A 21,737-nucleotide genomic window follows, 5' to 3' on the forward strand; every position below is an offset into this window, starting at 1 on the left:
AGCCGGCATTCCATGTCTTTGCTTTCAAGCCCGTTCCTCCTCAGCCCCAGGCCCATTGACCGGACGGAAGCGGATGGTGGCCGAGAAGCCGCTCTCCGCGTAATCCATCACCACCGAGGAACCGGGGCCCAGTTCCGCCGGCAGGCCGCGCTCCAGCATGCGGCTGCCGAAGCCGCGGCGCTGGGGCGGCTGCACCGGCGGCCCCCCTTCCTCCTGCCACAGCAATTCCACCATGCCATCCTCTTCCTCACGCCAGGCCACGCGGATCGAGCCTTCTGGACGACTCAACGCGCCATGCTTGGCAGCGTTGGTGGCCAACTCGTGCATGGCCAGCGCCAGGCCCAGCGCCTGCTTCGGCGCCAGCCAGACCGGCGGGCCGCTGAGCCGCAGCCGCGCCGCCTCCTGCCCTTCGCTGCCCTCCGCCGGCAAGGGCCGCCAGGGAGAAAGCGCGGCCTGCGCCGCGTCGTTCAGCGTCGCGCCCCGCCAGGTACGGGCGGTCAGCAGGTCATGGCCGCGGGAGAGCGCCATCAGCCGCGCCTGGAAATCGGCCAGGAAGCGGCGCAGCGCCTCCGATTCGTCCCCGGCGGTGCGGGCGGTCTGCAAGGCCAGGGAATGCACCGTGGCCAGGGTGTTCTTGACCCGGTGGTTCAGCTCGCCCAGCAGCAGCACCTGCCGCGCCTCGGCCGCCTTGGCGCTGGTGATGTCGCGCGCCAGCCCGCCGCGCCGGCTCAGCCCGCCCTGCGCGTCCAGGATGGGGAAGCCGACATCGCGGATCCAGCGCTGGCCGCCGTCGGGGCGGTGGATGCGGTATTCGGCATCGAAGGTGCCGCCATAGCGGGAATCGTTCCAGGCCATCCGCACCCGGTCCTGGTCCGCCGGATGCACGGCATCGAGCCAGAGCCGCGGGTTGGCCAGGATGGCTTCCTGCGGCACGCCCCAGATGCGCTCGAAGGCCGGGCTGACGAATTCCAGCACCGAGCCGCTGCTGTCGGTCATCCACATCACGTCAGGGCTGGCCTCGGCGAAGCGGCGGAAGCGGCTTTCCGAGGCCGCCAGGGCCGCCGCCGCCCGCACCGCCGCCTCGCGCGAGGCCGCATGGGCGGAAACCTGCCGCGCCAGCGCCTCCCGCGTCTCCACCATGTCGGTCACATCCGTCACGGTGCCGATCCAGCGGCGGATCGGACCCTGCTCCCCGCCCTGCTCCGGGCCATGCACCGGCAGGGCGCGCGCCACGCACCAGCGCCAGCCCTCGTCGGCCCGCTTCAGGCGCAGCTCGGCCGAGAAGGCCGTGCCCGCCCGCATCGCCCGGCGCCAGGCCCGCTCGACACGGAGCTGGTCGTCCGGATGCACGATCTGCGGCAGCATCTTCTGCGCATCCGGCCCCGAAAGCCCGGTGAAGTCCCGCAGGCGCGGGTTGACGTAATCGACCTCCCCGTTCGGCTGGGCGGACCAGACGATCTGCGGGATGGTCTCGGCCAGGGTCCGGAAGCGCTGCTCGCTTTCCCGCACCTGCTCGGCGGCACGGCGCTCGATGTCGATGTCGGTGATGGCGGCCACCGCGCCCGTCACCTTGCCCTGGGCATCGCGCACCGGGCTGGCGGAAATGCGCACCCATCCCAGTTCGCCATCGCCGCGGCGGGCCTGGAACTCGGCCGCCGCCGGCATGCCGCGCGCCAGCACCTGGGCCAGCGGCATTTCCGCGCCCTGCACCCGCCGGCCATCCGGGTGGTACCATTCCCAGTCCCGGGCATAGCTCTCGATGCTGTCGGACAGCGGGTGCGGCATGCGCAGGATCTCGCCGGTGCGGCGGTTGGCCAGGATCATGCGGCCGGAAGGCGCCTCGGCCACCACCATGCCCACCGGCACATTGTCCAGCACCGCCTTCAGCAAGGCCTCGCTTTCGCGCAGCACGGTCTCGGCCGCCCGCTCGGCGCTGACATCGCGGAAGAAGACGGTCAGCCCCTCCGCCGAGGGATAGGCATCGGCGGAGATCCAGCGCCCCATGGCGGCATGGAAGGCGGTGATGCGCTGCGGCCGCCGCTCATCCATCGCGCGGCGCCAAGTGTGGGCGAAGACACCCTGGGCCCAGCCCGGATAGGCCTCGGGCAGGATGCGCCCCACGGCATCCCCCTCGCCGCCCAGCTGCAGCCGGGCGCGGCCATTGGCGTAGAGCAGCCGCCACTGGGGGTCGAGCACCAGCACGCCGTCCGTGGTGCTCTCCAGCACCATGCGCAGGCGGGCGGTCAGCTCCAGCCGCTCGGCCTCCAGCACCTCGCGGCTGGCGGCGGCATCGATCAGCGCCTCCGCCACCATGTCGATCTCATGCAGGCCGGAGCGGCGCAGGCCGGGCAGCGGCGCACCCTGGCCATAGGCCGTGGCCAGCCGCCCCATGCGGGCCAGCGGCGCCGCGACGCGGCGGTCCACCCACAAGGTCAGCCCAAGGGTGAAGAGCACCAGCAGCACGCTGCCCAGCAGCAGCACCGGCAGCAGCGCCCGCGCCAGCAGGCTGTCCGTCTCGGTGGCCGGCAGCCCCACCACCACCAGCCAGGGCGAGGCGCCGACGCGGTGCCAGGCGGTGGTCAGTTCCACCCCGTCCGGCGAGCGGCCGCGCGACCAGCCGAAGAACTGGCCGCTGGCCAGCGCCTGCCGCGCCACGCTGCCCACCGGCAGCTGCCGCCCGATGGCGCTGGCCTCATAGGGCTCGCGCGCCACGATGCGGCCTTCGGCATCGACGATCAGCGCGATCCAGCCCGGCTGCAGCGCCGCGCGGCGCAGCGAGCCCAGCCAGAGCCGCAGCGGGTCGGTGCCGATGGACAGGAAGAGCGGATTCTGTCCGGCGCTGCGCGGCACCTCCAGCGTCAGGGCCACCTGGTGCGGGGAGCCCGGGCGCTCCGGCGCGAGGGTGCCGGAAAAGGCATCGGGCAGCGGCAGGTCGGCGCCGGGGGAGGCCGGCGGCACGGCATCGGGCGGCGCCGCGCCATAGGGCAGGCTGGTATCCAGCAGCACGCGGCCGGTGACATCGGTCAGCCGGATGCGGCTGCCATCGACGCTTTGCAGCGCCAGCGCCTGGGCATGGAAGGTGGCGAAGTCATTGGCCCGCAGCGCCGGGGAGCTGCCCAGTGCCGTCAGCGCGCCACGCAGCCCGACCATTTCCCGCTCCAGCACGAAGGCGAGGTTGCGGGCGGCATCGCGCGTGTCGTTGGCGAAGGTGGCGCGCTGCTGCTCGGCCGCGTGCCAGGCGGTGTAGCCGGCCAGCATCCAGAGCGGCAGCAGGGTTGTCAGCGAGAGGATCAGCAGGTGCAGCCGCACCGTAGGCCGCCAGCGCCGGGCGTAGGTACCCAGGCTCCGGATGGTGTCGCCGGGCTGCTCCATCAATTCCGACTGCCCCGGCAAGGCTGGCGGTTCCCCGATTTTCAAGCCCGCACGCTCTCCCGCCCTCAGCCCATCCGGAGGGAGCGGTGCCCGCCCCGGTCATCCTTGCCCACTTCTTATACCAGAGCAGGCATAAGCCGGATATTGGCGTATGAGAATCCGGCAGGCCGGGCGGACCCGGCCTGCGGCGGCCTCAGTCGGCGTATTCCCCGGCGGCCTCGATCACCGGCCGCCACTTGGCGATATCGGCCTGCCAGAAGGCGCGGGTGGCGGCGGGGGTCGCCTGTTCCTGCGTCACCGGGGCGGTGCCGAGATCGGCGAAGCGGGCCACCACCTTCTCGTCCCGCAGCGCGGCCTGCACGGCGCGCGAGAGGCGGTTCACCACCTCGGCCGGCGTGCCCTTGGGGGCATAGAGCGCGTGCCAGATGGTCACGTCCATGCCCGGCAGCCCGGCTTCCTTGGCCGTCGGCACCTCAGGCAGCGAGGCCAGGCGCTCCGGTGTCGTCACGGCGAAGACCTTCACGGCGCCGGCGCGGATATGCTCGGTGGTGTTGGTGGTCTGGTCGCACATCAGGTCCACGGTGCCGCCGATCAGGTCGGTCATGGCCGGGCCGGTGCCGCGATAGGGCACGGTGGTCATCGGCGCATCCACCGCCTTCTGGAACAGCAAGCCGCAGAGATGGCTGGCGGCGCCGATGCCGGCATTGGCGTAGTTCAGCTTCTGCCGCTCCTGGCGCACCAGGGCCACCAGCTCCTGCAGGTTGTTCGCCGGCAGGTTCTTGCGGCCGATGATGGTCATCGGCACCTCGGTCACCATCGCGACCGGCTCGAAGCCGCCGACGGCATCGTAGGAGAGCTTGCGGTAGAGGCTGGGGGTGGTGCCCATGCCGATATGGTGCAGCAGCAGATAGTAGCCGTCCGGCCGCGCCTGGGCCACGCGCGCGGCGCCCAGGGTGCCGCCGGCGCCGCCCACATTCTCCACCACCACGGTCTGGCCGAGGTCACGGCTCATGGATTCCGCCACCAGGCGCGTGACAGTGTCGGTCGGCCCGCCGGCGGCGAAAGGCACAACAACGGTGATCGTGCGGTTAGGATAGGCACCCTGCGCCTGCGCCCCGGCCGGCGCCAGCAGCGCCATGGCGGACAGGACGGGCGCGGCGATCACGGCCAGAAGGCTGCGTCGGAGCATGCGGACAAATCTCCCGGAACGAATTTATTACGGTATCTCTCCGGTCCGGGTGGGATGTCGTCAAGGGGAAAGGTTGTGCTTCAGGCGGTATCCATGGCGGCGAAAGCCACCAGCACCGCCGCCATCACCGCCGGCAGCAGGATCAGCCAGCCGCTCCAGTGCCGGCGCTGCCGGTGCCAGCCATACCAGGCCAGCAGCAGCAGCACGGGCAGCAGCACCGGCCAGAGCCCGAAGGACGCCAGGGCGAGGACGTCGTACCAGCTCAGGCCGTGGTGCACTCAGCTATCCATCTTGAGCGCGGCGATGAAGGCGCTCTGCGGGATCTCGACCTTGCCGAACTGCCGCATGCGCTTCTTGCCTTCCTTCTGCTTCTCCAGAAGCTTGCGCTTGCGGCTGATGTCGCCGCCATAGCACTTGGCGGTGACGTCCTTGGACATGGCGCTGATCGTCTCACGCGCGATGACGCGGCCGCCGATCGCCGCCTGGATCGGGATCTTGAAGAGTTGGCGGGGGATCAGCTCCTTCAGCTTCTCGCAGATGGCGCGGCCACGGCGGTCGGCCTGCGTCCGGTGCGCCATGAAGGAGAGCGCATCCACCGGCTCGTTGTTCACCAGGATGGAGATCTTTACCAGGTCGCCCACGTCGTAGCCGTCCATCTGGTAGTCGAAGGAGGCATAGCCGCGGGAGACGGACTTCAGGCGGTCGTAGAAGTCGAAGACCACCTCGTTCAGCGGCAGGCGATAGACGGCCATGGCGCGGTTGCCGACATAGGTCAGCTCCACCTGCTGGCCCCGGCGCTCGGAGCAGAGCGTCAGGATCGAGCCAAGGTGCTCGTCCGGCACCATGATGGTGGCCTTGATCCAGGGCTCCTGGATGCTCTCGATCAGCGAGGGGTCCGGCATGTCGGCCGGGTTGTGCAGGTCGATCTCCTCGCCCTTCGTCATCTTCAGCTTGTAAACGACGGAAGGCGCGGTCGCGATCAGGTCGAGGTCGAACTCACGGCTCAACCGCTCCTGGATGATCTCCAGGTGCAGCAGGCCGAGGAAGCCGCAGCGGAAGCCGAAGCCCAGCGCCGCCGAGCTTTCCGCCTCGAAATGGAAGGAGGCGTCGTTCAGCCGCAGCTTGCCCAAGGATTCGCGCAGCTTCTCGAAGTCGTCGGCATCGACGGGGTAGAGGCCGCACCAGACCACGGGGATGGAGGGCTTGAAGCCTGGCAGCGGCTCGGCCGCCGGGTTGCGGTCGTCGGTGATGGTGTCGCCGACATTGGTCTCGGCGACCGTCTTGATGGCGGCGTTCAGGTAGCCCATCTCGCCCGGGCCGAGGTAGTCGACCGGCACCATCTTGGGCGTGAAGATGCCGACGCTGTCCACCGTCTGGGTCGTGCCTTCCGCCATGAAGCGGATCTTCTGGCCCTTGCGGATGGTGCCGTCCTTCACCCGGATCAGGATGATGACGCCGAGATAGGGGTCGTACCAGCTATCCACCAGCAGCGCCTTCAGCGGCGCGTTGAGGTCGCCGGTGGGGGCCGGCAGGCGGGTGACGATGGCTTCCAGCACGCCCTCGATGTTCAGGCCGGACTTGGCGCTGATCTCCACGGCGTCCGAGGCATCGAGGCCGATCACGTCCTCGATCTGCTGCTTCACCCGCTCCGGCTCGGCGGCCGGCAGGTCGATCTTGTTGAGGACCGGGACGATCTCGTGGTTGGCGTCGATGGCCTGGTAGACGTTCGCCAGGGTCTGCGCCTCGACGCCCTGGGAGGCATCGACCACCAGCAGGGAGCCCTCGCAGGCGGCCAGCGAGCGGGAGACCTCGTAGGCGAAGTCGACGTGGCCCGGCGTGTCCATCAGGTTCAGGACATAGGCATTGCCGTCCTTGGCCTTGTAGTCCAGCCGGACGGAGGCGGCCTTGATGGTGATGCCGCGCTCCTGCTCCAGCTCCATGCTGTCGAGCATCTGCTCCTTCATCTCGCGCGCGGAGATGGCGCCGGTGGCCTGGATCAGCCGGTCGGCCAGCGTGGACTTGCCGTGGTCGATATGGGCGATGATCGAGAAGTTACGGATGCGGGAGATCGGCGTATCGGTCATGGGATTCCGGCAATGACGCCCCAATGGGCGGAAAGGGGCGTATCGGATGGGATGGCAGGCGCGGCAACATCCACCGCATGCAAGCGCCTCAGATAAGGCAAGCGGCCGCGGGAATCAAAGCATGGCGGCAACTGAAGCGATGTCCCATGCGTCTTCTGCCCAGGTGGAATGAACCGCCAGCGCGAGGAATGGCCGATGCGACGCCGATCCCTGCTGCCCCTGCTGGCCCTGAGCCTCGCCGCGCCGGGCGCGGCGCTGGCGCAGACGCCGCAGGACCTGCTGAACAATTTCCTGGGCAACAACAACCAGCGGCAGCCGGATGACCGCCGCCGCGAGGACGAGGACCGCCGGCGCTGGGAGGAAGACCGCCGCCGCGCCGATGACGAGGACCGCCGGCGCCGGGAAGACGACCGCCGCCGCATGGACGAGAACCGCCGCTCGCAGGACGAGCGCGGCCGCCGCGTCGACGACCGCAGCCGCCAGCAGCGTGATCTGGACCGCCAGCGGCAGGAGGTGGAGGCACAGCGCCGGCAGGTGGAGCGCGAGCGCCAGCGGATCGAGCAGGAGCGCCGGCGCATCGAGATGCAGCGCCGCTAGCCGGTTTGACCATCCGCGTAGAGGGCGCGATCCTCGCCAAGGAGCCCGGATCAACCGGCCCTGTCAGGCGAGGAAACACCATGGCCAGCTATCCCTTCACCGCAGCCGACCTGGAGGCCCTGCGGGCCTGGGACACGCCCACCATCTGCAACGCGCTGGAGCTGGTGGTGCCGGAGCGGCGCGGCCATGGCTTCACCATCCGCCCCATGGTGGCGGCGGATGTGACGCTGAAGCCGATCTGCGGCCTGGCCCGCACCGGCACCCTGCGCGCCGCCGCCCCTTCCGGCCGCCCCGCCGCCGAGGACCACGCCATCCGCACCGGCTGGTATGAATACGTGGCCGATGCGGCCATGCCGACCATCGTGGTGCTGCAGGACCTGGACGACACCCCGGGCGTCGGTGCCTTCTGGGGCGAGGTGCATACCGCCGTGCACAAGGCGTTGGGGGCGCAGGGCTGCGTTACCAATGGCTCCTTCCGCGACCTCGACATGCTGGCGCCGGAATTTCAGATCATCGGCGGCGTGGTGAATCCGAGCCACGCCTATGTCCACATGGTCGCCTATCGGCAGGATGTCTCCATCCACGGCATGGCCTGCGCCCATGACGCGGTGGTGCATGCGGACCGGCACGGCGCCGTGGTCATCCCGCCCGAGGCCGTCGCGAAGCTGCCCGCCGCCATCGATCTCCTTGCGCGGCGGGAGAAGGTGATCCTCGACCTCTGCGCCTCCCCCGATTTCTCGGTGGCACGGCTGAAGCAGGCCTTGCAGCAGTCCAAGGAAATCCACTGACGCTGCGGCATGCTGAAGGACGCCATCGAGGCCATCCTGGCGCTGCAGCCCGCCTATAGCGCCGCCAATACGCCGGCCATGCAGCGGCGCGGCCGGCTGGTCCGCCGCGTGCTGCCGCAGGCGCTGCTGGCGCATCACGCCACGCTGGCGGCGGCGCTGGGCCCTTATGGCGAGGACCTGCGCATCGAGGGGCGGGACGGGCTGGGCTCCAAGAGTGCGACGCCCTGGGTGCGCTTCTTCTCCCGCGCCCGTTCCCCCAAGGCGCGGGATGGCTGGTACTGCGTCTATCTCTTCGCCGCGGCGGGGGACGGGCTCTACCTCTCGTTGGCGCATGGCTCCACCACCTGGGGGCCCGGCGGCTTCCGCCCGCGTCCACCAGAAGAGATGGCCGGGCTGCGGGACTGGGGCCGCCAGGCGCTGGGGGTGGTGGATGAGCCCGGGCGGGCGCCGGCCCTGGCGCTGGGCGGCTCCACCCTGGGCGCTTCCTATGAGCAGGCCTCGATCCTGGCGCTGCGCTACGCCACCGGCGCCATTCCGGAGGATGCGGCGCTGCTGGCCGATGCGCGGCGCTTCGCGAGCTATCTGCGCCGCATCCACGCGGCCGAGGACGCGGCGGCCTCAGCCCAGCCGCGCCGCCACCTCGGCGGCCAGGGCACGTAGCGCGGGCTCGGGCCGGGCGCCCAGGCTGCGCGCCATATGCGCCAGCATGTCCGGCGAGCCAGCGGCGGCAGCCTGGCGGAACCAGCCCAGCGCCTCCTCCAGCCGCCCGTCCTGCACCAGCAGCGTGCCCAGGTTGAACTGCGCGCGGAAATCGCCTGCCTTCGCCGCCCGCACATAGAGCGCATAGGCGGCGGCCGGGTCGCGCGGCACGCCGTCCCAGCCTTCCTCCAGGAAGCGGCCCAGCACGGTCAGGGACTTGGCATGGCCCTGGGCGGCGGCGGCGCGGAAAAGCTCCAGCGCCCTGGCACGGTCCTGCGGCACGCCGGCGCCGCGCACGTAAAGCCCGGCGAGGTTGTATTGCGCCCAGTCGTATCCGCGGCCGGCGGCCTGGGCGTAGAAATGGGCGGCGCGCCCGAAATCGATGGGCGTGCCCCAGCCCAGCTCATGGCAGCGGCCGACCATGTTGATGCCGCGCACATCCCCCGCCTCGGCGGCGACGCGGAACCAGCCCAGGGCGCTGACCCGGTCCTGCCGCAGCCCGCGCCCATCGGCCAGGATCTGCCCGTAGAGGATCACCGCATCCAGATGCCCGGCACGGGCGGCGGCGGCGATCCAGCGGGCCGCTTCCTCTGGCGGGCCGGCGAAGGCGGCGGCCAGTTCCTTCGCGCTGGCGGCGCGGATCTCCGCCAGGGTCACGGGCGGCAGGGGCGCGGGTTCGGGGTCGCGGCGGCGGAACATGCTGGCGCCGGCTTATCCCCGCCACCGCCGCGCGTCCAGACAGTTGCGAGGCTTTCTCAAGATCAGGCCACCATGCCGCCGCGGATCTCGCGGAACAGCTTGCGCTGGATGGCCTCGGCGAAATCGGCGTAATCGGCGCAGCTCATGGCGAAGGCGCCGGGGCCGCCGATCACCTCGCTCTCGTAATGCGCCAGCAGGTCGGGTTCCTCGTTGAGCACCGCCAGGCCGTTGATGGTGATGCCGGCATCGACGCCGATATCCCGCACCGGGCCGGGCGGCCGCCCCAGGTTGTGCCGCCCGTCGCCGGAGACATCCATCACCAGCCGCTCCGCCCGCCCGCCGAAGCGGCCCAGCAGCCCCAGCCCCGCCGCCATGCCGGGCCCCAGCGCCGTGGCGCCGGGGGCCGGCAGGCGCGGGCTGTTGTCGATGGCATCCGCCAGGGCGTGGCCGGCCTCCGCGCCCGCCACCCGGATCCAGGGCACCGCCAGTTCCTGCCGGCTGGACCAGAAGAGCAGCGCCACGGCGATGGCGCCGCGCGGCCCGGCGGTGGCGGCGGCGATGATGCGCTCCTGCCGGAAAGCCTCCGCCAGCCCGCCCACCATCAGGCCGAATTCATCGAAATCCACGCTCGCCGAGACATCCACCGCCAGGCAAAGCGCCAGGTCCACCGCCTCCATCCTCGCCCTTTCCCGTTCCTCGGGGGCAGAGATGGGGATGGGGCGCATGGCTGGCGAGACGGCAGTTTGGTTGTGGCAAGAGATGAAGAGCGGTTCATATTGCGGCACCGCCGCCCCATCTGGCAGGAACAGCAGCGCCGCGAAGGATGCCGAAGCCTGATGCCTGACAATCTGCCGCCGGCCTCGCTCCCGGCCTCGCCGGAGCAAGCCGCCTGCCCCGCTTCGACCATCTCCCGCGTCGTGGCGGAAGTGGCGGATGCCTTTCCGGGTGAGCGGATCAGCCTGGGGGATATCGCGCAGGGCTTCGGGGAACGCGCCTTCGGGCTGCTGATCCTGCTGCTCTGCCTGCCCAGCCTGCTGCCGGGCATGGCCACCGTCTTCGGCCTGCCCATGCTGCTGCTGGGGGCGCAGATGGGCATCGGGCTGCGCACGCCGCGCCTGCCGCGCTTCCTGGCGCGGCGGACCATCCGGCGCACGGACCTGCTGCGGCTGGCCTCCGCCTCCTCCGGCACGCTGGGGCGGGTGGAGCGCTTCCTGCACCCGCACGATGGCTGGTTCACCAGCCCGGCGGGGGAGCGGCTGGCGGGCTGGCTGACAGTCTATACCGCGCTGATGCTGATCCTGCCTGGCCCGGGCACCAATGGCCCGCCGGCCTTCGGTACCATCGTCATGGCACTGGGCATCGTGGAACAGGACAACCGCGTCACCGGCTGGGGCGTCGGGCTGTCCATCGCCGGCAACCTGCTGGCCACCGGCATCCTGGCGGCCATCTGCCTCTTCGGCATGGCGGCCTTCACCTGGTTGTTCTGACGGGGCTGTTCTGAGGCAGGCTCAGGCCTGTCGCGCCTGCCCCGGCACCCAGAGCACGTCGCCCCCGGCATTCAGCCGGCGGGACAGCACGAAAAGATGGTCCGAGAGCCGGTTCAGGTAACGCAGCACCACCGGGTTCACCGGCTCCGCCACGCCCAGCGCCACCACCACGCGCTCCGCCCGCCGCGCGGCGGTGCGGGCCAGATGCGCATGCGCCGCCGCCGGCGTGCCGCCCGGCAGCACAAAGGAGCGCAGCGGCGGCAGGGCGGCATTCATCTCGCCGATCTCCGCTTCCAGCCGGGCGCACTGGCTGTCGGCCATGCGCAGCCGCCCTTCCTCCTCCAACCCAGGGACGCAGAGGTCGGCGCCCAGGTCGAAGAGGTCGTTCTGGATGCGCGCCAGCATGGCATCCTCTGGCCGGCCGGCGGTGTGCAGCCGCAGCAGGCCCAGCGTGGCATTGGCCTCGTCCACCGCGCCGATGGCCTCGATCCGCAGCGCGTCCTTGGCCACGCGGCTGCCATCGCCCAGCGAGGTCTGCCCGGCATCGCCGCCGCGGGTGGTGATGATATCGAGACGGACCATGCGGCGGGGCTCCTAATCGGGTCTCAAGGTGGCGCGGAAGGTGAGGTTGCTCCAGACCGGCACGCCGTCGCGCAAGGCAGGGTCGAAGCGGCAGCGGCGGACGCTGCGTTGCACGGCCTCATCCAGTTGGGGATGGCCGCTGCTTTCCGCCAGCTTCGCCTCGATCACCCGGCCCTTGTCGGTCAGCCGCAGGCGCAGCACCACCTCGCCGCCGATGCCGGCCTGCCGCAGGTCCGGTGGGTATTCGATGTTGTCGCTGCAGGCGATATCGCGTGGCCGGGCCGCGCGGGTCTCCGGGCCGGGGGCGATGTTCAGCGCCACCCCCGCCCCCAGCCGCACCTGCCCCGGCGCCACCGGCTGCGGCGGCGGGGCTGGCGGCATGGGCGGGCGCGGCGGCTGGGAAGGCGCCGGGGCGGCGGCCATCTGCGGCGGCGGCGCGGGGGGCGCGGGCAAAGGCAGCGGCAATTCGGCCGGGGCCGGCGGCACGGGGGGCATGGCCTCGGCCTGGGCAGGCTCGGCCAAAGCTGGTGCTGCGGCCGGTGCGACGGGCTCCGGCGCGGGTTGCGCCGGCACGCTCTCCGGCGCGGGCTGCGGCGGGGGGCTCTCCCGCAGGGGCGCGCTGGGGGCTGGCGGGGCGCCGGCGCCTTCCTCCGCCTCTCCCGACGCGCCGGTCAGCGTGACCGGCACGGCCTCCACCACCAGCGGCGGCGGGCGGCCGCGCGGCCAGAGCGCCCCCAGCACCGCGCCATGCAACAGCACCGCCAGCAGCACCGCCACGCCGCGCAGCAGCATCGGCCCGCGCGGCGCCGGGGCGGTCACAGCACCAGCACGCCGTGGTGCTTGGCCTTCACTTCCGGTTCCACATGGATGGTGATGATGGCGGCGCCCAGCTCGGCCTTCAGCGCCGCCTCGATCCGGTCGCAGATCTCATGCGCATGACTCACCGTCATGTCCCCCGGCACCACCATGTGGAACTCCACGAAGGTGGTGCGGCCGGCATGGCGGGTGCGCAGGTCGTGCATCTCCAGCGCGCCCTGCGCCTCCTGCGACATCAGCGCGCGGATGCGGTTCAGCAGCGCCGGCTCCACCGCCTCGTCCATCAGCCCGCCCACGCTCTCGCGCAGCAGCTGCCAGCCGGAGAACAGAATATTCACCGCTGTCAGCGCCGCCAGCAGCGGGTCCAGCCACAGAATGCCGGTGGCCGCCACCGCCGCCACGCCGACCACCACGCCTACCGAAGTGACGACATCGGCGAAGAGATGCCGCGCATCCGCCAGCAGCGCCGGCGAGCGCAGGCGGCGCCCCTCCCGCCGCAGCATCAGGCCCCAGCCGGCATTGGCGGCCGTGGCGACAATGGAAACACCGAGGCCAAGCCCCGGCATGTCCGGCATATGCGGTGCGCTCAAGGCGCCCCAGGCCTCGCGCAGGATCAGCAGCGCGGCCACGATGATCAGCGCGCCTTCCAGCACCGCCGAGAAATACTCGGCCTTGGCATGGCCGTAGGGATGATTGGCGTCGGGCGGCGCGGCAGAGAAGGACACCGCCGCCAGCGCCGCCAGGGCGGCCGCGACATTCACCACGGATTCCAGCGCATCCGCCAGCAGTGCCACGCTGCCGGTCAGCCACCAGGCCACAGCCTTCAGCCCCAGCACCGCCAGTGCCACGATCACACTTCCCGCCGCGAGCCGCATCGCACGGTCCATCCGTCTAAAATCCCATGCTGCCGGATCCGGTGGCGCTTCTAAGACCGGAGCGGCCACGCGGAGCAACTGAAAAAATGCCAAGGCCGACCTGGACAAATCCGTGAGCAAACAGGGAAGCCTGGAACCTTTGTAACAGCATTGATTTGTCCCCTCCGTCTGCAACAAGGAGGCATACCGCATGTATTTCCATGACAAGCGCTTGCAGTATCCGGTGCGGGTGGAGACCCCCGATCCGCTGTTCGCACGGCAGCTGCAACAGGCGATCGGTGGCGTGGAAGGTGAGATCCGCGTCTGTCTCCAATACTTCTTCCAGGCCTGGGGCAACCGCAGCCCGAACCCCAAATATCGTGACATGCTGCTGCATACCGCGACGGAGGAAATCGGCCATATCGAGATGCTGGCCACCGCTGTCGCACTGAACCTGGAGAACGCGCCGCTGACCCTGCAGGAAACCGCGGCCGCCGCCAATCCGGTGGTGAATGCGGTGATGGGCGGTGAGCGTCCGCGCCATGTCGTTGAAGGCATGCTGCAGCAGCACCTGCTGTCTTCCGGCCTGGCGGCGATGCCGGTGAATTCCGACGGCATTCCCTTCGACTGCTCGCATATCTATGCCAGCGGCAACGTGGCCGGCGACATGTTCGCCAATGTCACCGCCGAGGCCACGGGCCGGACGCTCGCCGTGCGCCTCTACAACGCGGCCAAGGACCCCGGCATGAAGGACATGCTGAGCTTCCTGATCGCGCGCGACACCATGCACCAGCAGCAATGGCTGGCGGCGATCGAGGAACTGGGCGGCCCGGCCGCGCTGCCGATCCCGAACAGCTTCGACCAGTCGCTGGAGAAGCAGGAATTCTCCTACGTCTACATGGGTACCAATGTGAATGGCGAGCCGCCGCCGGAAGGCCGCTTCAACACCGGCCCTTCGATGGACGGCAAGGCGCAGTTCAGCACCATCCAGTCCACGCCGCTGGGCGAGGCGCCGGTGCTGGGCCCGGCACGCGAGGGCTCCGGCGCCCAGGCCGAGCAGATCGGCAAGATGTAACCGGCCGGCCGGGGGTTATGGTCCCCCCGGCCTCCGCCACCTCAGACCGAGAAGTATTTCGCGCGCGGGTGGTGCAGCACGATGGCGCTGGTGGACTGCTCCGGATGCAGCTGCCACTCGTCGCTGATCGAGACGCCGATGCGGTCGGAGCCCAGCAGCTTCAGCAGCGGCGCCTGATCCTCCAGCCGCGGGCAGGCGGGATAGCCGAAGGAATAGCGGCCGCCGCGATAGCTCTGCGCCAGCATCTTCTCCATGTCGCGGTCATCCTCACCGGCATAGCCGAGCTCGGCACGGATGCGCTTGTGGACGTATTCCGCCATGGCCTCCGCCATCTCCACCGAGAGGCCGTGCAGGTAGAGGTAGTCCTGGTAGCGGTTGGCCTCGAACCAGTCCCGCGCCATGTCGCTGGCCTTCTGGCCGACGGTCACCACCTGCAGCCCGATGACATCGCGATGCTCCGGCCCATCCTCGATATCGCGGATGAAGTCGGCGATGCAGTCGCCATCCTGCTTCGGCTGGCGCGGCAGGGTGAAGCGTGCGGCCTCGGTGATGCCGTCCTCCTCGAAGAGGATGACGTCATTCCCCTGGCCCGCGCATTTCCAGTAGCCGTAGATGGCCTGGGGCTTGAGGATATTCTCCTGCTCCGACAGCGCCAGCATGCGCTTCAGCACCGGGCGCAGTTCCTGCTTCGCCCAGCCGATAAAATCCTCCAGGCTGCGGCCCTGCTTTCGGAAGCCCCACTGGAACTGGTAGAGCGAGCGCTCGTTGACGAAGGGCACTACCGCCTTCGGGTCGCTTTGCAGGATGCGGCTGCCCCAGAAGGGCGGCACAGGGACCGGCTCATCCGCCGTCAGGCGCCGGCGGCGTTCCTGGGCATAGTTCAGGTCCACAGGTGCGAAGCCACGCGGGTCGGCGGTGCCCAGCACGCGGGTGGTGTTGCGGGACTTGCCGGCGCGCTTCTGCTGCAAGGTGCCGAGATAGCCGTCGAAGTCGCTGCCCATCACCCGGTCCATCAGGTGCAGCCCGTCGAAGGCATCGCGCGCATAAGCCACGCGGCCGGAGCTATAGGCGTTGACGCAATCATCCTCGACGAAGTTGCGCGTCAGCGCGGCGCCGCCCAGCAGCACCGGCACCTCCAGCCCCTGGCGCGACATCTCTTCGAGGTTTTCCTTCATCACCACCGTGGACTTCACCAGCAGGCCGGACATGCCAATGGCATGCGCCTTGTGCTGCTGCACGGCGGCGATCATGTCGTTCAGCGGCACCTTGATGCCGAGGTTGACGACCTTGTAGCCGTTGTTGGTCAGGATGATGTCGACGAGGTTCTTGCCGATGTCATGCACATCGCCGCGCACGGTGGCCAGCACGATGGTGCCCTTCTCCTGGCCCTCCACGCGCTCCATGTGCGGCTCCAGATAGGCGACGGCGGCCTTCATCGTCTCCGCGCTTTGCAGCACGAAGGGCAACTGCATCTTGCCGGCGCCGAACAACTCGCCCACGACCTTCATGCCTTCCAGCAGAATGCCGTTGATGATGTCGAGCGGCTTGATGCCCTTGGCCATCGCGTCGGCCAGTTCCTCGTCCAGGCCCTTGCGGTCGCCATCGACGATGCGGTCCTTCAGGCGGCCCTCGACCGTCTCGGCCTTCACCTTCTTGGCGGAATCCGCCGCCTTGCGGCCGGCGAACATCTCCAGCAGCTTCTGCAAAGGATCGTAGCCTTCGCTGCGGCGGTCGAAGATCAGGTCTTCCGCGACCTTCACCTCTTCCGGCGGGATGCTGTGCAGCGGCTTGATCTTGGAGACATGCACGATGGCGCCGGTCATGCCCGCCTTCACCGCATGGTCCAGGAAGACGCTGTTCAGCACATGCCGCGAGGCCGGGTTCAGGCCGAAGGAGATATTGGACAGGCCGAGGATGATCTGGATGTCCGGGAACTTCTCCCGGATCATGCGGATGCCCTCCAGCGTCCAGAGGCCCAGCTTGCGGTCGTCCTCGTTGCCGGTGGCGATGGTGAAGGTCAGCGGGTCGATCAGCAGGTCGCTCTGCGGCAACCCGTGCTTGTTGCAGGCGAAGTCCACCAGCCGCTCGGCGATGCGGAGCTTGTCCTCCGGCGTCTTCGCCATGCCGACTTCATCGATGGTCAGCGCGATGACGGCGGCGCCGAACTTCTTGGCCAGCTTCAGGCGCTCGGTCGCGTGCCCTTCGCCATCCTCGAAGTTGATCGAGTTGATGATGGGCTTGCCGCCATGCAGCTTCAGGGCGGCCTCGATCACCGGCGTTTCCGTCGAATCGATCACCAGCGGCGCGTTGACGCTGCCGGTGAAGCGGCGGATCACCTCGTTCATCTCGCCCATCTCGTCGCGGCCGACGAAGGCGGTGCAGATATCGAGCGAGTTGGAGCCCTCGCCCACCTGCTCCCGCCCCATGGCGACGCAGCCGTCCCAGTCATGCGCCGCCTGCCGCTCCCGCCAGGCCTTGGAGCCGTTGGCGTTGCAGCGCTCGCCGATGGAGAAGTAGCTGTTCTCCTGCCGCAGCGAGACCTGGCCATAGAGGCTGGCGACCGAGGGCACCCAGAACGACTTGCGCGCCACCGGCGCCGGGCGCAGCGCCGCGCCGCCGCGCTTGCGCAGCATGGCATCCAGCGCCTGGATATGCGGCGTGGAAGTGCCGCAGCAGCCGCCGATCAGGTTGATGCCGTCCTCGCTGATGAAGCGCTCCATCCAGGAGGCCATCTCGGCGGCGCCCAGCGGGTAGTGCGTCTTGCCATCCACCAGTTCCGGCAACCCGGCATTGGGCTGGCAGGAGAGCAGGCCGGGCCAGTTGGCGGCCAGCCAGCGCACATGCTCCGCCATCTCCTGCGGGCCGGTGGCGCAGTTCAGCCCGATCAGCGGCACGTCCAGCGCATGGATGGCCGTGGCGGCGGCGGCAATGTCGGAACCCACCAGCAGCGTGCCGGTGGTCTCCACCGTCACCTGGACAAAAATGGGGATGTCGCTGCCGGCCTCGGCCCTGGCGATCTTGGCCGCGTTCACGGCGGCCTTGATGAAGAGCGTGTCCTGGTTGGTCTCGGTCAGCAGCGCGTCGGCGCCACCGGCGATCAACCCCCGGCACTGTTCCGTCAGTGCCGCTTCCAGCGTGTCGTAGTCGATATGCCCCAGGCTCGGCAGTTTTGTTCCCGGCCCGATATCGCCGATCACCCAGCGGTCGCGGCCATCGGCGAAGGTCTCCGCCGCCTCGCGCGCCAGCTCGACCGAGAGCTTGTTGATCTCGAAAGCCCGGCTGCCCAGCTCGAATTCCTCCAGCGTGATGGGCGAACCACCAAAGCTGTTGGTCAGCACCATATCCGACCCGGCCTCGTAATAGCCGCGGTGGATTTCCCGCACGAGCTCGGGGCGCGAGAGGTTCAGGACCTCGGTGCAATTCTCCTTGCCCCAGAAATCCTTCTCGATTTCCAGGGTCAGGGCCTGGACGCGCGAGCCCATGCCGCCGTCGCACAGCAGAACACGGTCGCGCAGGGCATCGAGCAGGTGGGGACGGGCCATAGGTCCAGGGCCTTCCTTCAGAAGTTCAGCGACGTTTCGGAGAGGGCGGCGACCGGTGCCGCCAGGCGCCGTGCCGGCCAGAGCCGCACGGCCAGCGGCCCCGCAACTTCCACCGGCGGCAGCGGCGCGCAGCCGGCGGCGCCCAGCCAGCCGGCCAGCGCCGCGTCGTCGAAGCCGGGCCAGCGATGCGCCAGCCCGGTCAGCAGATCGCTCCGCTCATGCGGGGCGAGGTCGATCACCACCAGCAGCCCCTCGGGCTTCAGCACGCGCGCGGCCTCGGCCAGGGCGGCCTGGGGGTCCTCGGCGTAATGCAGCACCATCTGCAGGGTGGCCAGGTCGAAGCCGGCATCCGGCAGCGGCAGGCGGTACATGTCGGCCAGGCGCACGCTGGCATGGGCCATGTCGCGCTCCGCCAGGCGGGCGCGGGCCAGCGCCAGCATCTCCCGGCTGGCATCCAGGCCCAGCACCGCATCGGCGCGCGGCGCCAGCACGTCCAGCAGCTTGCCGGTGCCGGTGCCGATATCCACCGCCCGCGCCACCCGCTTCGGCACCAGTTTTATCAGCGCCGCCTCGATGGCGGGGGCCGGCAGGCCGAGCGCGCGCATCTCGTCCCAGTCGGCGCCATGGCGGCGGAAGCTTTCACTGGCCACGCGGGCACGCTCGGCGGCGATGCGGGCGCTGGCGCGGCGGTCGGCGGCGATGGTGGCGTCATCCTCCGGCAGCCGGGCCAGCAACTGGCGCGCCAGGGCGCCGTCATGCCCCACCTGGAAATAGGCATTGGCGCCTTCCGGCAGCCGCTCCAGCAGCCCGGCTTCCACCAGCAGCTTCAGGTGGCGCGACAGGCGCGGCTGGGACTGGCCCAGGATGGCGCAAAGCTCGCTGACGCAGAAGGCGCCACGGGCACAGAGGGCCAGCAGGCGCAGGCGCGTCGGCTCGGCCGCGGCACGCAGTTGGGTGAGCAGGGGCTCCATGGGGTTGCGGATGACATAAAGACTTCTTTATGTCTAGCACCATGACGTGGTCCCTGGATGCCCGCACCCCTGTCCGTCTGCTGGCGCATGCCGCCGAGGCACCTCCTGGCGCCGTGGTGCTGGCCGAGGATGGTGCCGCCCTGCCCGCCGCCTCCGCGCGGGTGGAGCGCTATGCGACGCCGGTGGCCACGGCGCATCCCATCGGCTGCGCCTGCTGCCAGCCGCGCAGCCCCGCCGCCATCGCGCTGGACCGGCTCTTCCTGGCCCGCATGCGGGGTGAGACACCCTGGTTCAAGGAGGTTGTGGCCCTGGCCGCCACCGCCGCCGGGCGGGATGCGATCGCGGCCGCGCTGGAAGGCGACAGCGTCACCCTCGCCCGCTTCCGCCCTGGCTAGGCAGGCCGGGAGATGCTCCCGGCCCCTGCCGTCAGGCGCGGTGGATGTTCCAGAAGACCGGGAAGCCCGGCAGCACCCCCGCCAGATCCTTGCGGTAGGACGTGGCGTAGAAATACTGCCCCAGCGGCACATAGGGCACGTCCTGGAAGGCTTGGCGCTGAAGCTCGGCCGCGATCCTCTGCTGCGCGGCCTGGTCCACCGCATCGAGCCACTGCGCGCGCAGTTCCTCGATCCGTGGGCTATCCGGCCAGCCGAAGGAGGCATGCTCGCCATTGCTCCAGAGCAGGCCGTGGGTCGCCGGCATCGCCAGGTCTAGCCCGCCCCAGAAGTTGCTGAAGACGCTCCAGCCGCCCTTCTCCGGCGGCTCCTTGCTCAGCCGGCGCTGCACCACGGTGCCCCAGTCGGTGGTCTGGTAATCCACCTTGAAGCCCAGCTTCTGCATCAGGTCGGCGGTCACGTCGCCGACGGCCTTGAGGATGGGCAGGTCCGTCGCCGCCATCACCGCCACGGTCTCGTCCCGGTACCCGGCGGCGCGGATGGCCTCGCGGCTGGCCTTCAGGTCGCGCGGGCGGGTCAGCACCTCCAGGCCCGCGTCATTCGCCATGGGCGTGCCGGGGCAGAAGATGCCGACACCCTCAGCCCAGAGGCTGGGGTCGGTGCCCGCCGCCGCCTGCATGAAATCAGCCTGCGACACGGCGCCCAGCACGGCGCGGCGGATCGCGGGGTTGTTGAAGGGCGGCTGCAGGTGGTTCATCCGCAGGCTGCCCAGGTAGCCCGACTTGTCCATCACCTCGACGGCGATGTTGCGGTCGCGCTTCAGCAGCGGCAGCAGGTCGGGCGGCGGCAGTTCCCACCAGTCCACCTCGCCGGATCTCAGTGCCGCGGCGGCCGAGGAGGCCTCGGGCATGACGATCCACTCGACGCGCTCGAAGGAGGCCCGCTTCGGGCCGGCGGTGCCGGAGGGCGCGCCATCCTCCCGCGGCACATAGCCCTCGAAGCGGGCATAGGCGGCGCGGGCGCCCGGCACGCGCTCATCGGCCAGGAAGCGGTAGGGGCCGCTGCCCACCATCTCCGCCACCTGCTTGAAGGGGTCGGTGCGCGCCAGGCGCTCCGGCATCATCGCCGCCATGTTGTTGGCGGTCTTGGCCAGGGCGGCCGGCAATTGCGGGAAGGGCCGCTTCAGGCGGAACCGGATGGTCCGGTCATCCGGCGCGGAGAGTTCCTCCGTCGCCGCCATCAGGGTGCGGCCATAGGTGTCGCGCTTGCTCCAGCGCTCGATGCTGGCCACGCAGTCCCGCGCCAGGACGAGGGTGCCGTCATGCCAGGTCAGGCCCGGGCGCAGCGTCAGCGTCCAGCGCAGCCGATCGTCCGAGACCTCGTGCCCTGCCACCATCTGCGGCACCGGGCGCATCCGCTCGTCCTGCCCATAGAGGGTATCGAAGACCATGTAGGCGTGGTGGCGGGTGACATAGGCCGAGGTCCAGACCGGGTCGAGCACGGCCAGGTCTGCCTGCGGCACGAAGCGCAGCGGCTTCGCGGACTGGCCCCGCGCCAGCCGCGGCATGCCCAGCGGTGCCGCCAGCGAGGCCGAGGCGGCGAGGAAGTTGCGACGTTTCATCTTCTTCACTGATCCTGACCGGAAAATCCGTAGAGGCGCGCCGCGTTGTCATGGAAGATCGCGCGCTGCTCCGCTTCGCTGAAGGGCAGCAGGATCTCGCGCAGGCTGTCGCAGATGGCGGCATAGGTGATGGTGCGGCGGGCCACCGGATAATCGGTGCCGAACAGGGCGCGGCCCGGCCCGAAGGCCTCGATGATGGGCAGGATGACCTGCCGCAGATCCGCCACCGCCGCGCTGGGCGCATAGGCGCTGGCATTGGAAAGCTTGATGGCGATGTTGGGCTGCGCCGCCATGGCCCGCAGCCCGTCCCGCCAGCGCTGCAACCCGGCCTCGTCCCGGTCGAGCGGCGAGCCGCAATGGTTGACGATGAACATCTGGTCCGGATGCGCGGCGGCCAGCTCCGCCAGCTCCCGCGCCTGATACGGGTTCATCAGCAGTTCCAGCACCAGCCCGTGCCGCCGCAGCAGCCCCAGGTTGCGGCGCCACAGCGGGTTCGAGAGGATGCCGCTGTCCGTCCAGCGCTTCGCAGGGTCGGGGTGCCAGCGGATGGTCTCGCGCAGCCCCGCGATGCGGGGCGAGGCGGCGAGATGCCGCTCCAGCACGGCCTCGGCATCCCCGGCCGCCAGAGGCACATGGGCGATGTAGCGACCGGCGATCCGGCCCGGCCGCTCCAGCCCCTCCAGCCACCGCGTTTCCTCCACCGGGTCCCGCGCGCGGTCCCACAACGCCTCGACATGCACCGAGCCGGTGACGCCCTGCCCCGCCATGTCCTTCAGCAGATCGGCGATCAGATAGTCCTGTTGCAGGTAGCGGATATCGCCGAGGGCGCCGACGCTGGCCTGGGCGATCCAGGGATGCCGCCCCAGGGACAGGTCCCAGAGGTGATGGTGGGAATCGATGATCGGCCCGGCATAGCGGCGCGCATTCGCGGTCATGGCGCAAGAACTCCACGTCGCGCGCATTGCGTCA

The 21,737-nt window shown here is 70.1% G+C and carries 19 protein-coding genes; 6 read left to right on the forward strand and 13 right to left on the reverse strand.

Features of this window, described 5'->3' with window-relative positions:
• Window positions 1-24 precede the first annotated feature (24 nt).
• The 4 genes from EBE87_RS13010 to lepA all read right to left on the reverse strand — a co-directional run bounded on the left by EBE87_RS13010 (window position 25) and on the right by lepA (window position 6,645).
• The gene (locus EBE87_RS13010) at window positions 25-3,417 is read right to left on the reverse strand and encodes a PAS domain S-box protein (RefSeq protein ID WP_147426131.1); all 3,393 of its coding nucleotides are present in this window, start codon (window positions 3,415-3,417) and stop codon (window positions 25-27) included.
• A 148-nt stretch (window positions 3,418-3,565) separates the two neighbouring features.
• Window positions 3,566-4,561: a tripartite tricarboxylate transporter substrate-binding protein gene (locus EBE87_RS13015; RefSeq protein WP_120639544.1), complete on the reverse strand. Its 996-nt coding sequence runs from the start codon at window positions 4,559-4,561 to the stop codon at window positions 3,566-3,568.
• An 80-nt stretch (window positions 4,562-4,641) separates the two neighbouring features.
• Window positions 4,642-4,839 carry a hypothetical protein gene (locus EBE87_RS13020; protein WP_120639543.1) on the reverse strand — a complete coding sequence of 66 codons (198 nt, stop codon included), beginning with the start codon at window positions 4,837-4,839 and terminating at the stop codon, window positions 4,642-4,644.
• A complete protein-coding gene (gene lepA / locus EBE87_RS13025; RefSeq protein WP_120639542.1) occupies window positions 4,840-6,645 on the reverse strand; it encodes a translation elongation factor 4 in 1,806 nt (601 codons plus the stop codon).
• Between the two features lie 195 nt (window positions 6,646-6,840).
• Between lepA and EBE87_RS13030 the strand changes: the two genes are divergently transcribed.
• From EBE87_RS13030 to EBE87_RS13040, 3 genes are all read left to right on the forward strand, one after another.
• Window positions 6,841-7,242, forward strand: a complete 402-nt coding sequence (locus EBE87_RS13030; RefSeq protein ID WP_147426130.1) for a hypothetical protein — start codon at window positions 6,841-6,843, stop codon at window positions 7,240-7,242.
• Window positions 7,243-7,322: 80 nt separating this feature from the next.
• Window positions 7,323-8,030: an RraA family protein gene (locus EBE87_RS13035; RefSeq protein ID WP_120639540.1), complete on the forward strand. Its 708-nt coding sequence runs from the start codon at window positions 7,323-7,325 to the stop codon at window positions 8,028-8,030.
• A gap of 9 nt (window positions 8,031-8,039) precedes the next feature.
• Entirely contained in the window at window positions 8,040-8,690 is a 651-nt protein-coding gene (locus EBE87_RS13040; protein WP_120639539.1) for an MrcB family domain-containing protein, read from the forward strand.
• On the opposite strand, the gene EBE87_RS13045 is transcribed toward EBE87_RS13040, so the two are convergent.
• Both EBE87_RS13045 and EBE87_RS13050 read right to left on the reverse strand, forming a co-directional pair.
• Window positions 8,649-9,428, reverse strand: a complete 780-nt coding sequence (locus EBE87_RS13045; protein ID WP_120639538.1) for a tetratricopeptide repeat protein — start codon at window positions 9,426-9,428, stop codon at window positions 8,649-8,651. The genes EBE87_RS13040 and EBE87_RS13045 overlap by 42 nt on opposite strands.
• 62 nt (window positions 9,429-9,490) lie before the next feature.
• Window positions 9,491-10,105, reverse strand: coding sequence for a DUF1194 domain-containing protein (locus tag EBE87_RS13050; RefSeq protein ID WP_122140027.1), 615 nt, complete (start codon window positions 10,103-10,105; stop codon window positions 9,491-9,493).
• A 159-nt stretch (window positions 10,106-10,264) separates the two neighbouring features.
• Between EBE87_RS13050 and EBE87_RS13055 the strand changes: the two genes are divergently transcribed.
• Window positions 10,265-10,915, forward strand: a complete 651-nt coding sequence (locus tag EBE87_RS13055; protein ID WP_120641220.1) for an exopolysaccharide biosynthesis protein — start codon at window positions 10,265-10,267, stop codon at window positions 10,913-10,915.
• A gap of 21 nt (window positions 10,916-10,936) precedes the next feature.
• On the opposite strand, the gene EBE87_RS13060 is transcribed toward EBE87_RS13055, so the two are convergent.
• From EBE87_RS13060 to EBE87_RS13070, 3 genes are read right to left on the reverse strand one after another with little or no spacing between them, the layout of a single operon-like run.
• Window positions 10,937-11,497 (reverse strand): cob(I)yrinic acid a,c-diamide adenosyltransferase, encoded by a 561-nt coding sequence (locus EBE87_RS13060; protein WP_120641221.1) that lies wholly within the window; start codon window positions 11,495-11,497, stop codon window positions 10,937-10,939.
• Window positions 11,498-11,509: 12 nt separating this feature from the next.
• Window positions 11,510-12,316 (reverse strand): energy transducer TonB, encoded by an 807-nt coding sequence (locus tag EBE87_RS13065; RefSeq protein ID WP_122140028.1) that lies wholly within the window; start codon window positions 12,314-12,316, stop codon window positions 11,510-11,512.
• Window positions 12,313-13,200, reverse strand: a complete 888-nt coding sequence (locus tag EBE87_RS13070) for a cation diffusion facilitator family transporter (RefSeq protein WP_120640862.1) — start codon at window positions 13,198-13,200, stop codon at window positions 12,313-12,315. The genes EBE87_RS13065 and EBE87_RS13070 overlap by 4 nt, the downstream gene beginning before the upstream one ends.
• 178 nt (window positions 13,201-13,378) lie before the next feature.
• Between EBE87_RS13070 and EBE87_RS13075 the strand changes: the two genes are divergently transcribed.
• Window positions 13,379-14,242: a manganese catalase family protein gene (locus EBE87_RS13075; protein ID WP_120640863.1), complete on the forward strand. Its 864-nt coding sequence runs from the start codon at window positions 13,379-13,381 to the stop codon at window positions 14,240-14,242.
• Window positions 14,243-14,283: 41 nt separating this feature from the next.
• Here EBE87_RS13075 and metH read toward each other — a convergent pair whose 3' ends face one another.
• Both metH and EBE87_RS13085 read right to left on the reverse strand, forming a co-directional pair.
• Entirely contained in the window at window positions 14,284-17,784 is a 3,501-nt protein-coding gene (metH, locus tag EBE87_RS13080; RefSeq protein ID WP_120640864.1) for a methionine synthase, read from the reverse strand.
• A gap of 17 nt (window positions 17,785-17,801) precedes the next feature.
• Entirely contained in the window at window positions 17,802-18,755 is a 954-nt protein-coding gene (locus EBE87_RS13085) for an ArsR/SmtB family transcription factor (protein ID WP_122140029.1), read from the reverse strand.
• Between the two features lie 29 nt (window positions 18,756-18,784).
• Between EBE87_RS13085 and EBE87_RS13090 the strand changes: the two genes are divergently transcribed.
• Entirely contained in the window at window positions 18,785-19,150 is a 366-nt protein-coding gene (locus tag EBE87_RS13090; protein WP_120638016.1) for a hypothetical protein, read from the forward strand.
• Between the two features lie 31 nt (window positions 19,151-19,181).
• On the opposite strand, the gene EBE87_RS13095 is transcribed toward EBE87_RS13090, so the two are convergent.
• Together EBE87_RS13095 and EBE87_RS13100 are read right to left on the reverse strand one after the other, a co-directional pair.
• Window positions 19,182-20,768, reverse strand: a complete 1,587-nt coding sequence (locus tag EBE87_RS13095; protein ID WP_120638019.1) for an ABC transporter substrate-binding protein — start codon at window positions 20,766-20,768, stop codon at window positions 19,182-19,184.
• Between the two features lie 5 nt (window positions 20,769-20,773).
• Window positions 20,774-21,703, reverse strand: a complete 930-nt coding sequence (locus EBE87_RS13100; protein ID WP_158600864.1) for an amidohydrolase family protein — start codon at window positions 21,701-21,703, stop codon at window positions 20,774-20,776.
• Window positions 21,704-21,737: the final 34 nt, after the last annotated feature.

Source organism: Teichococcus wenyumeiae (assembly GCF_003696345.1).
Lineage (GTDB): Bacteria > Pseudomonadota > Alphaproteobacteria > Acetobacterales > Acetobacteraceae > Pseudoroseomonas > Pseudoroseomonas wenyumeiae.

Coding starts and splice junctions, on each gene's coding strand:
- EBE87_RS13075 (WP_120640863.1), top strand. CDS start 13,379: ATGTATTTCCATGACAAGCGCTTGCAGTATCCGGTGCGGGTGGAGACC.
- lepA (WP_120639542.1), bottom strand. CDS start 6,645: ATGACCGATACGCCGATCTCCCGCATCCGTAACTTCTCGATCATCGCC.
- EBE87_RS13035 (WP_120639540.1), top strand. CDS start 7,323: ATGGCCAGCTATCCCTTCACCGCAGCCGACCTGGAGGCCCTGCGGGCC.
- EBE87_RS13060 (WP_120641221.1), bottom strand. CDS start 11,497: ATGGTCCGTCTCGATATCATCACCACCCGCGGCGGCGATGCCGGGCAG.
- EBE87_RS13070 (WP_120640862.1), bottom strand. CDS start 13,200: ATGGACCGTGCGATGCGGCTCGCGGCGGGAAGTGTGATCGTGGCACTG.
- EBE87_RS13095 (WP_120638019.1), bottom strand. CDS start 20,768: ATGAAACGTCGCAACTTCCTCGCCGCCTCGGCCTCGCTGGCGGCACCG.
- EBE87_RS13030 (WP_147426130.1), top strand. CDS start 6,841: ATGCGACGCCGATCCCTGCTGCCCCTGCTGGCCCTGAGCCTCGCCGCG.
- EBE87_RS13090 (WP_120638016.1), top strand. CDS start 18,785: ATGTCTAGCACCATGACGTGGTCCCTGGATGCCCGCACCCCTGTCCGT.
- EBE87_RS13045 (WP_120639538.1), bottom strand. CDS start 9,428: ATGTTCCGCCGCCGCGACCCCGAACCCGCGCCCCTGCCGCCCGTGACC.
- EBE87_RS13100 (WP_158600864.1), bottom strand. CDS start 21,703: ATGACCGCGAATGCGCGCCGCTATGCCGGGCCGATCATCGATTCCCAC.
- EBE87_RS13015 (WP_120639544.1), bottom strand. CDS start 4,561: ATGCTCCGACGCAGCCTTCTGGCCGTGATCGCCGCGCCCGTCCTGTCC.
- EBE87_RS13040 (WP_120639539.1), top strand. CDS start 8,040: ATGCTGAAGGACGCCATCGAGGCCATCCTGGCGCTGCAGCCCGCCTAT.
- EBE87_RS13055 (WP_120641220.1), top strand. CDS start 10,265: ATGCCTGACAATCTGCCGCCGGCCTCGCTCCCGGCCTCGCCGGAGCAA.
- EBE87_RS13085 (WP_122140029.1), bottom strand. CDS start 18,755: ATGGAGCCCCTGCTCACCCAACTGCGTGCCGCGGCCGAGCCGACGCGC.
- EBE87_RS13050 (WP_122140027.1), bottom strand. CDS start 10,105: ATGGAGGCGGTGGACCTGGCGCTTTGCCTGGCGGTGGATGTCTCGGCG.
- metH (WP_120640864.1), bottom strand. CDS start 17,784: ATGGCCCGTCCCCACCTGCTCGATGCCCTGCGCGACCGTGTTCTGCTG.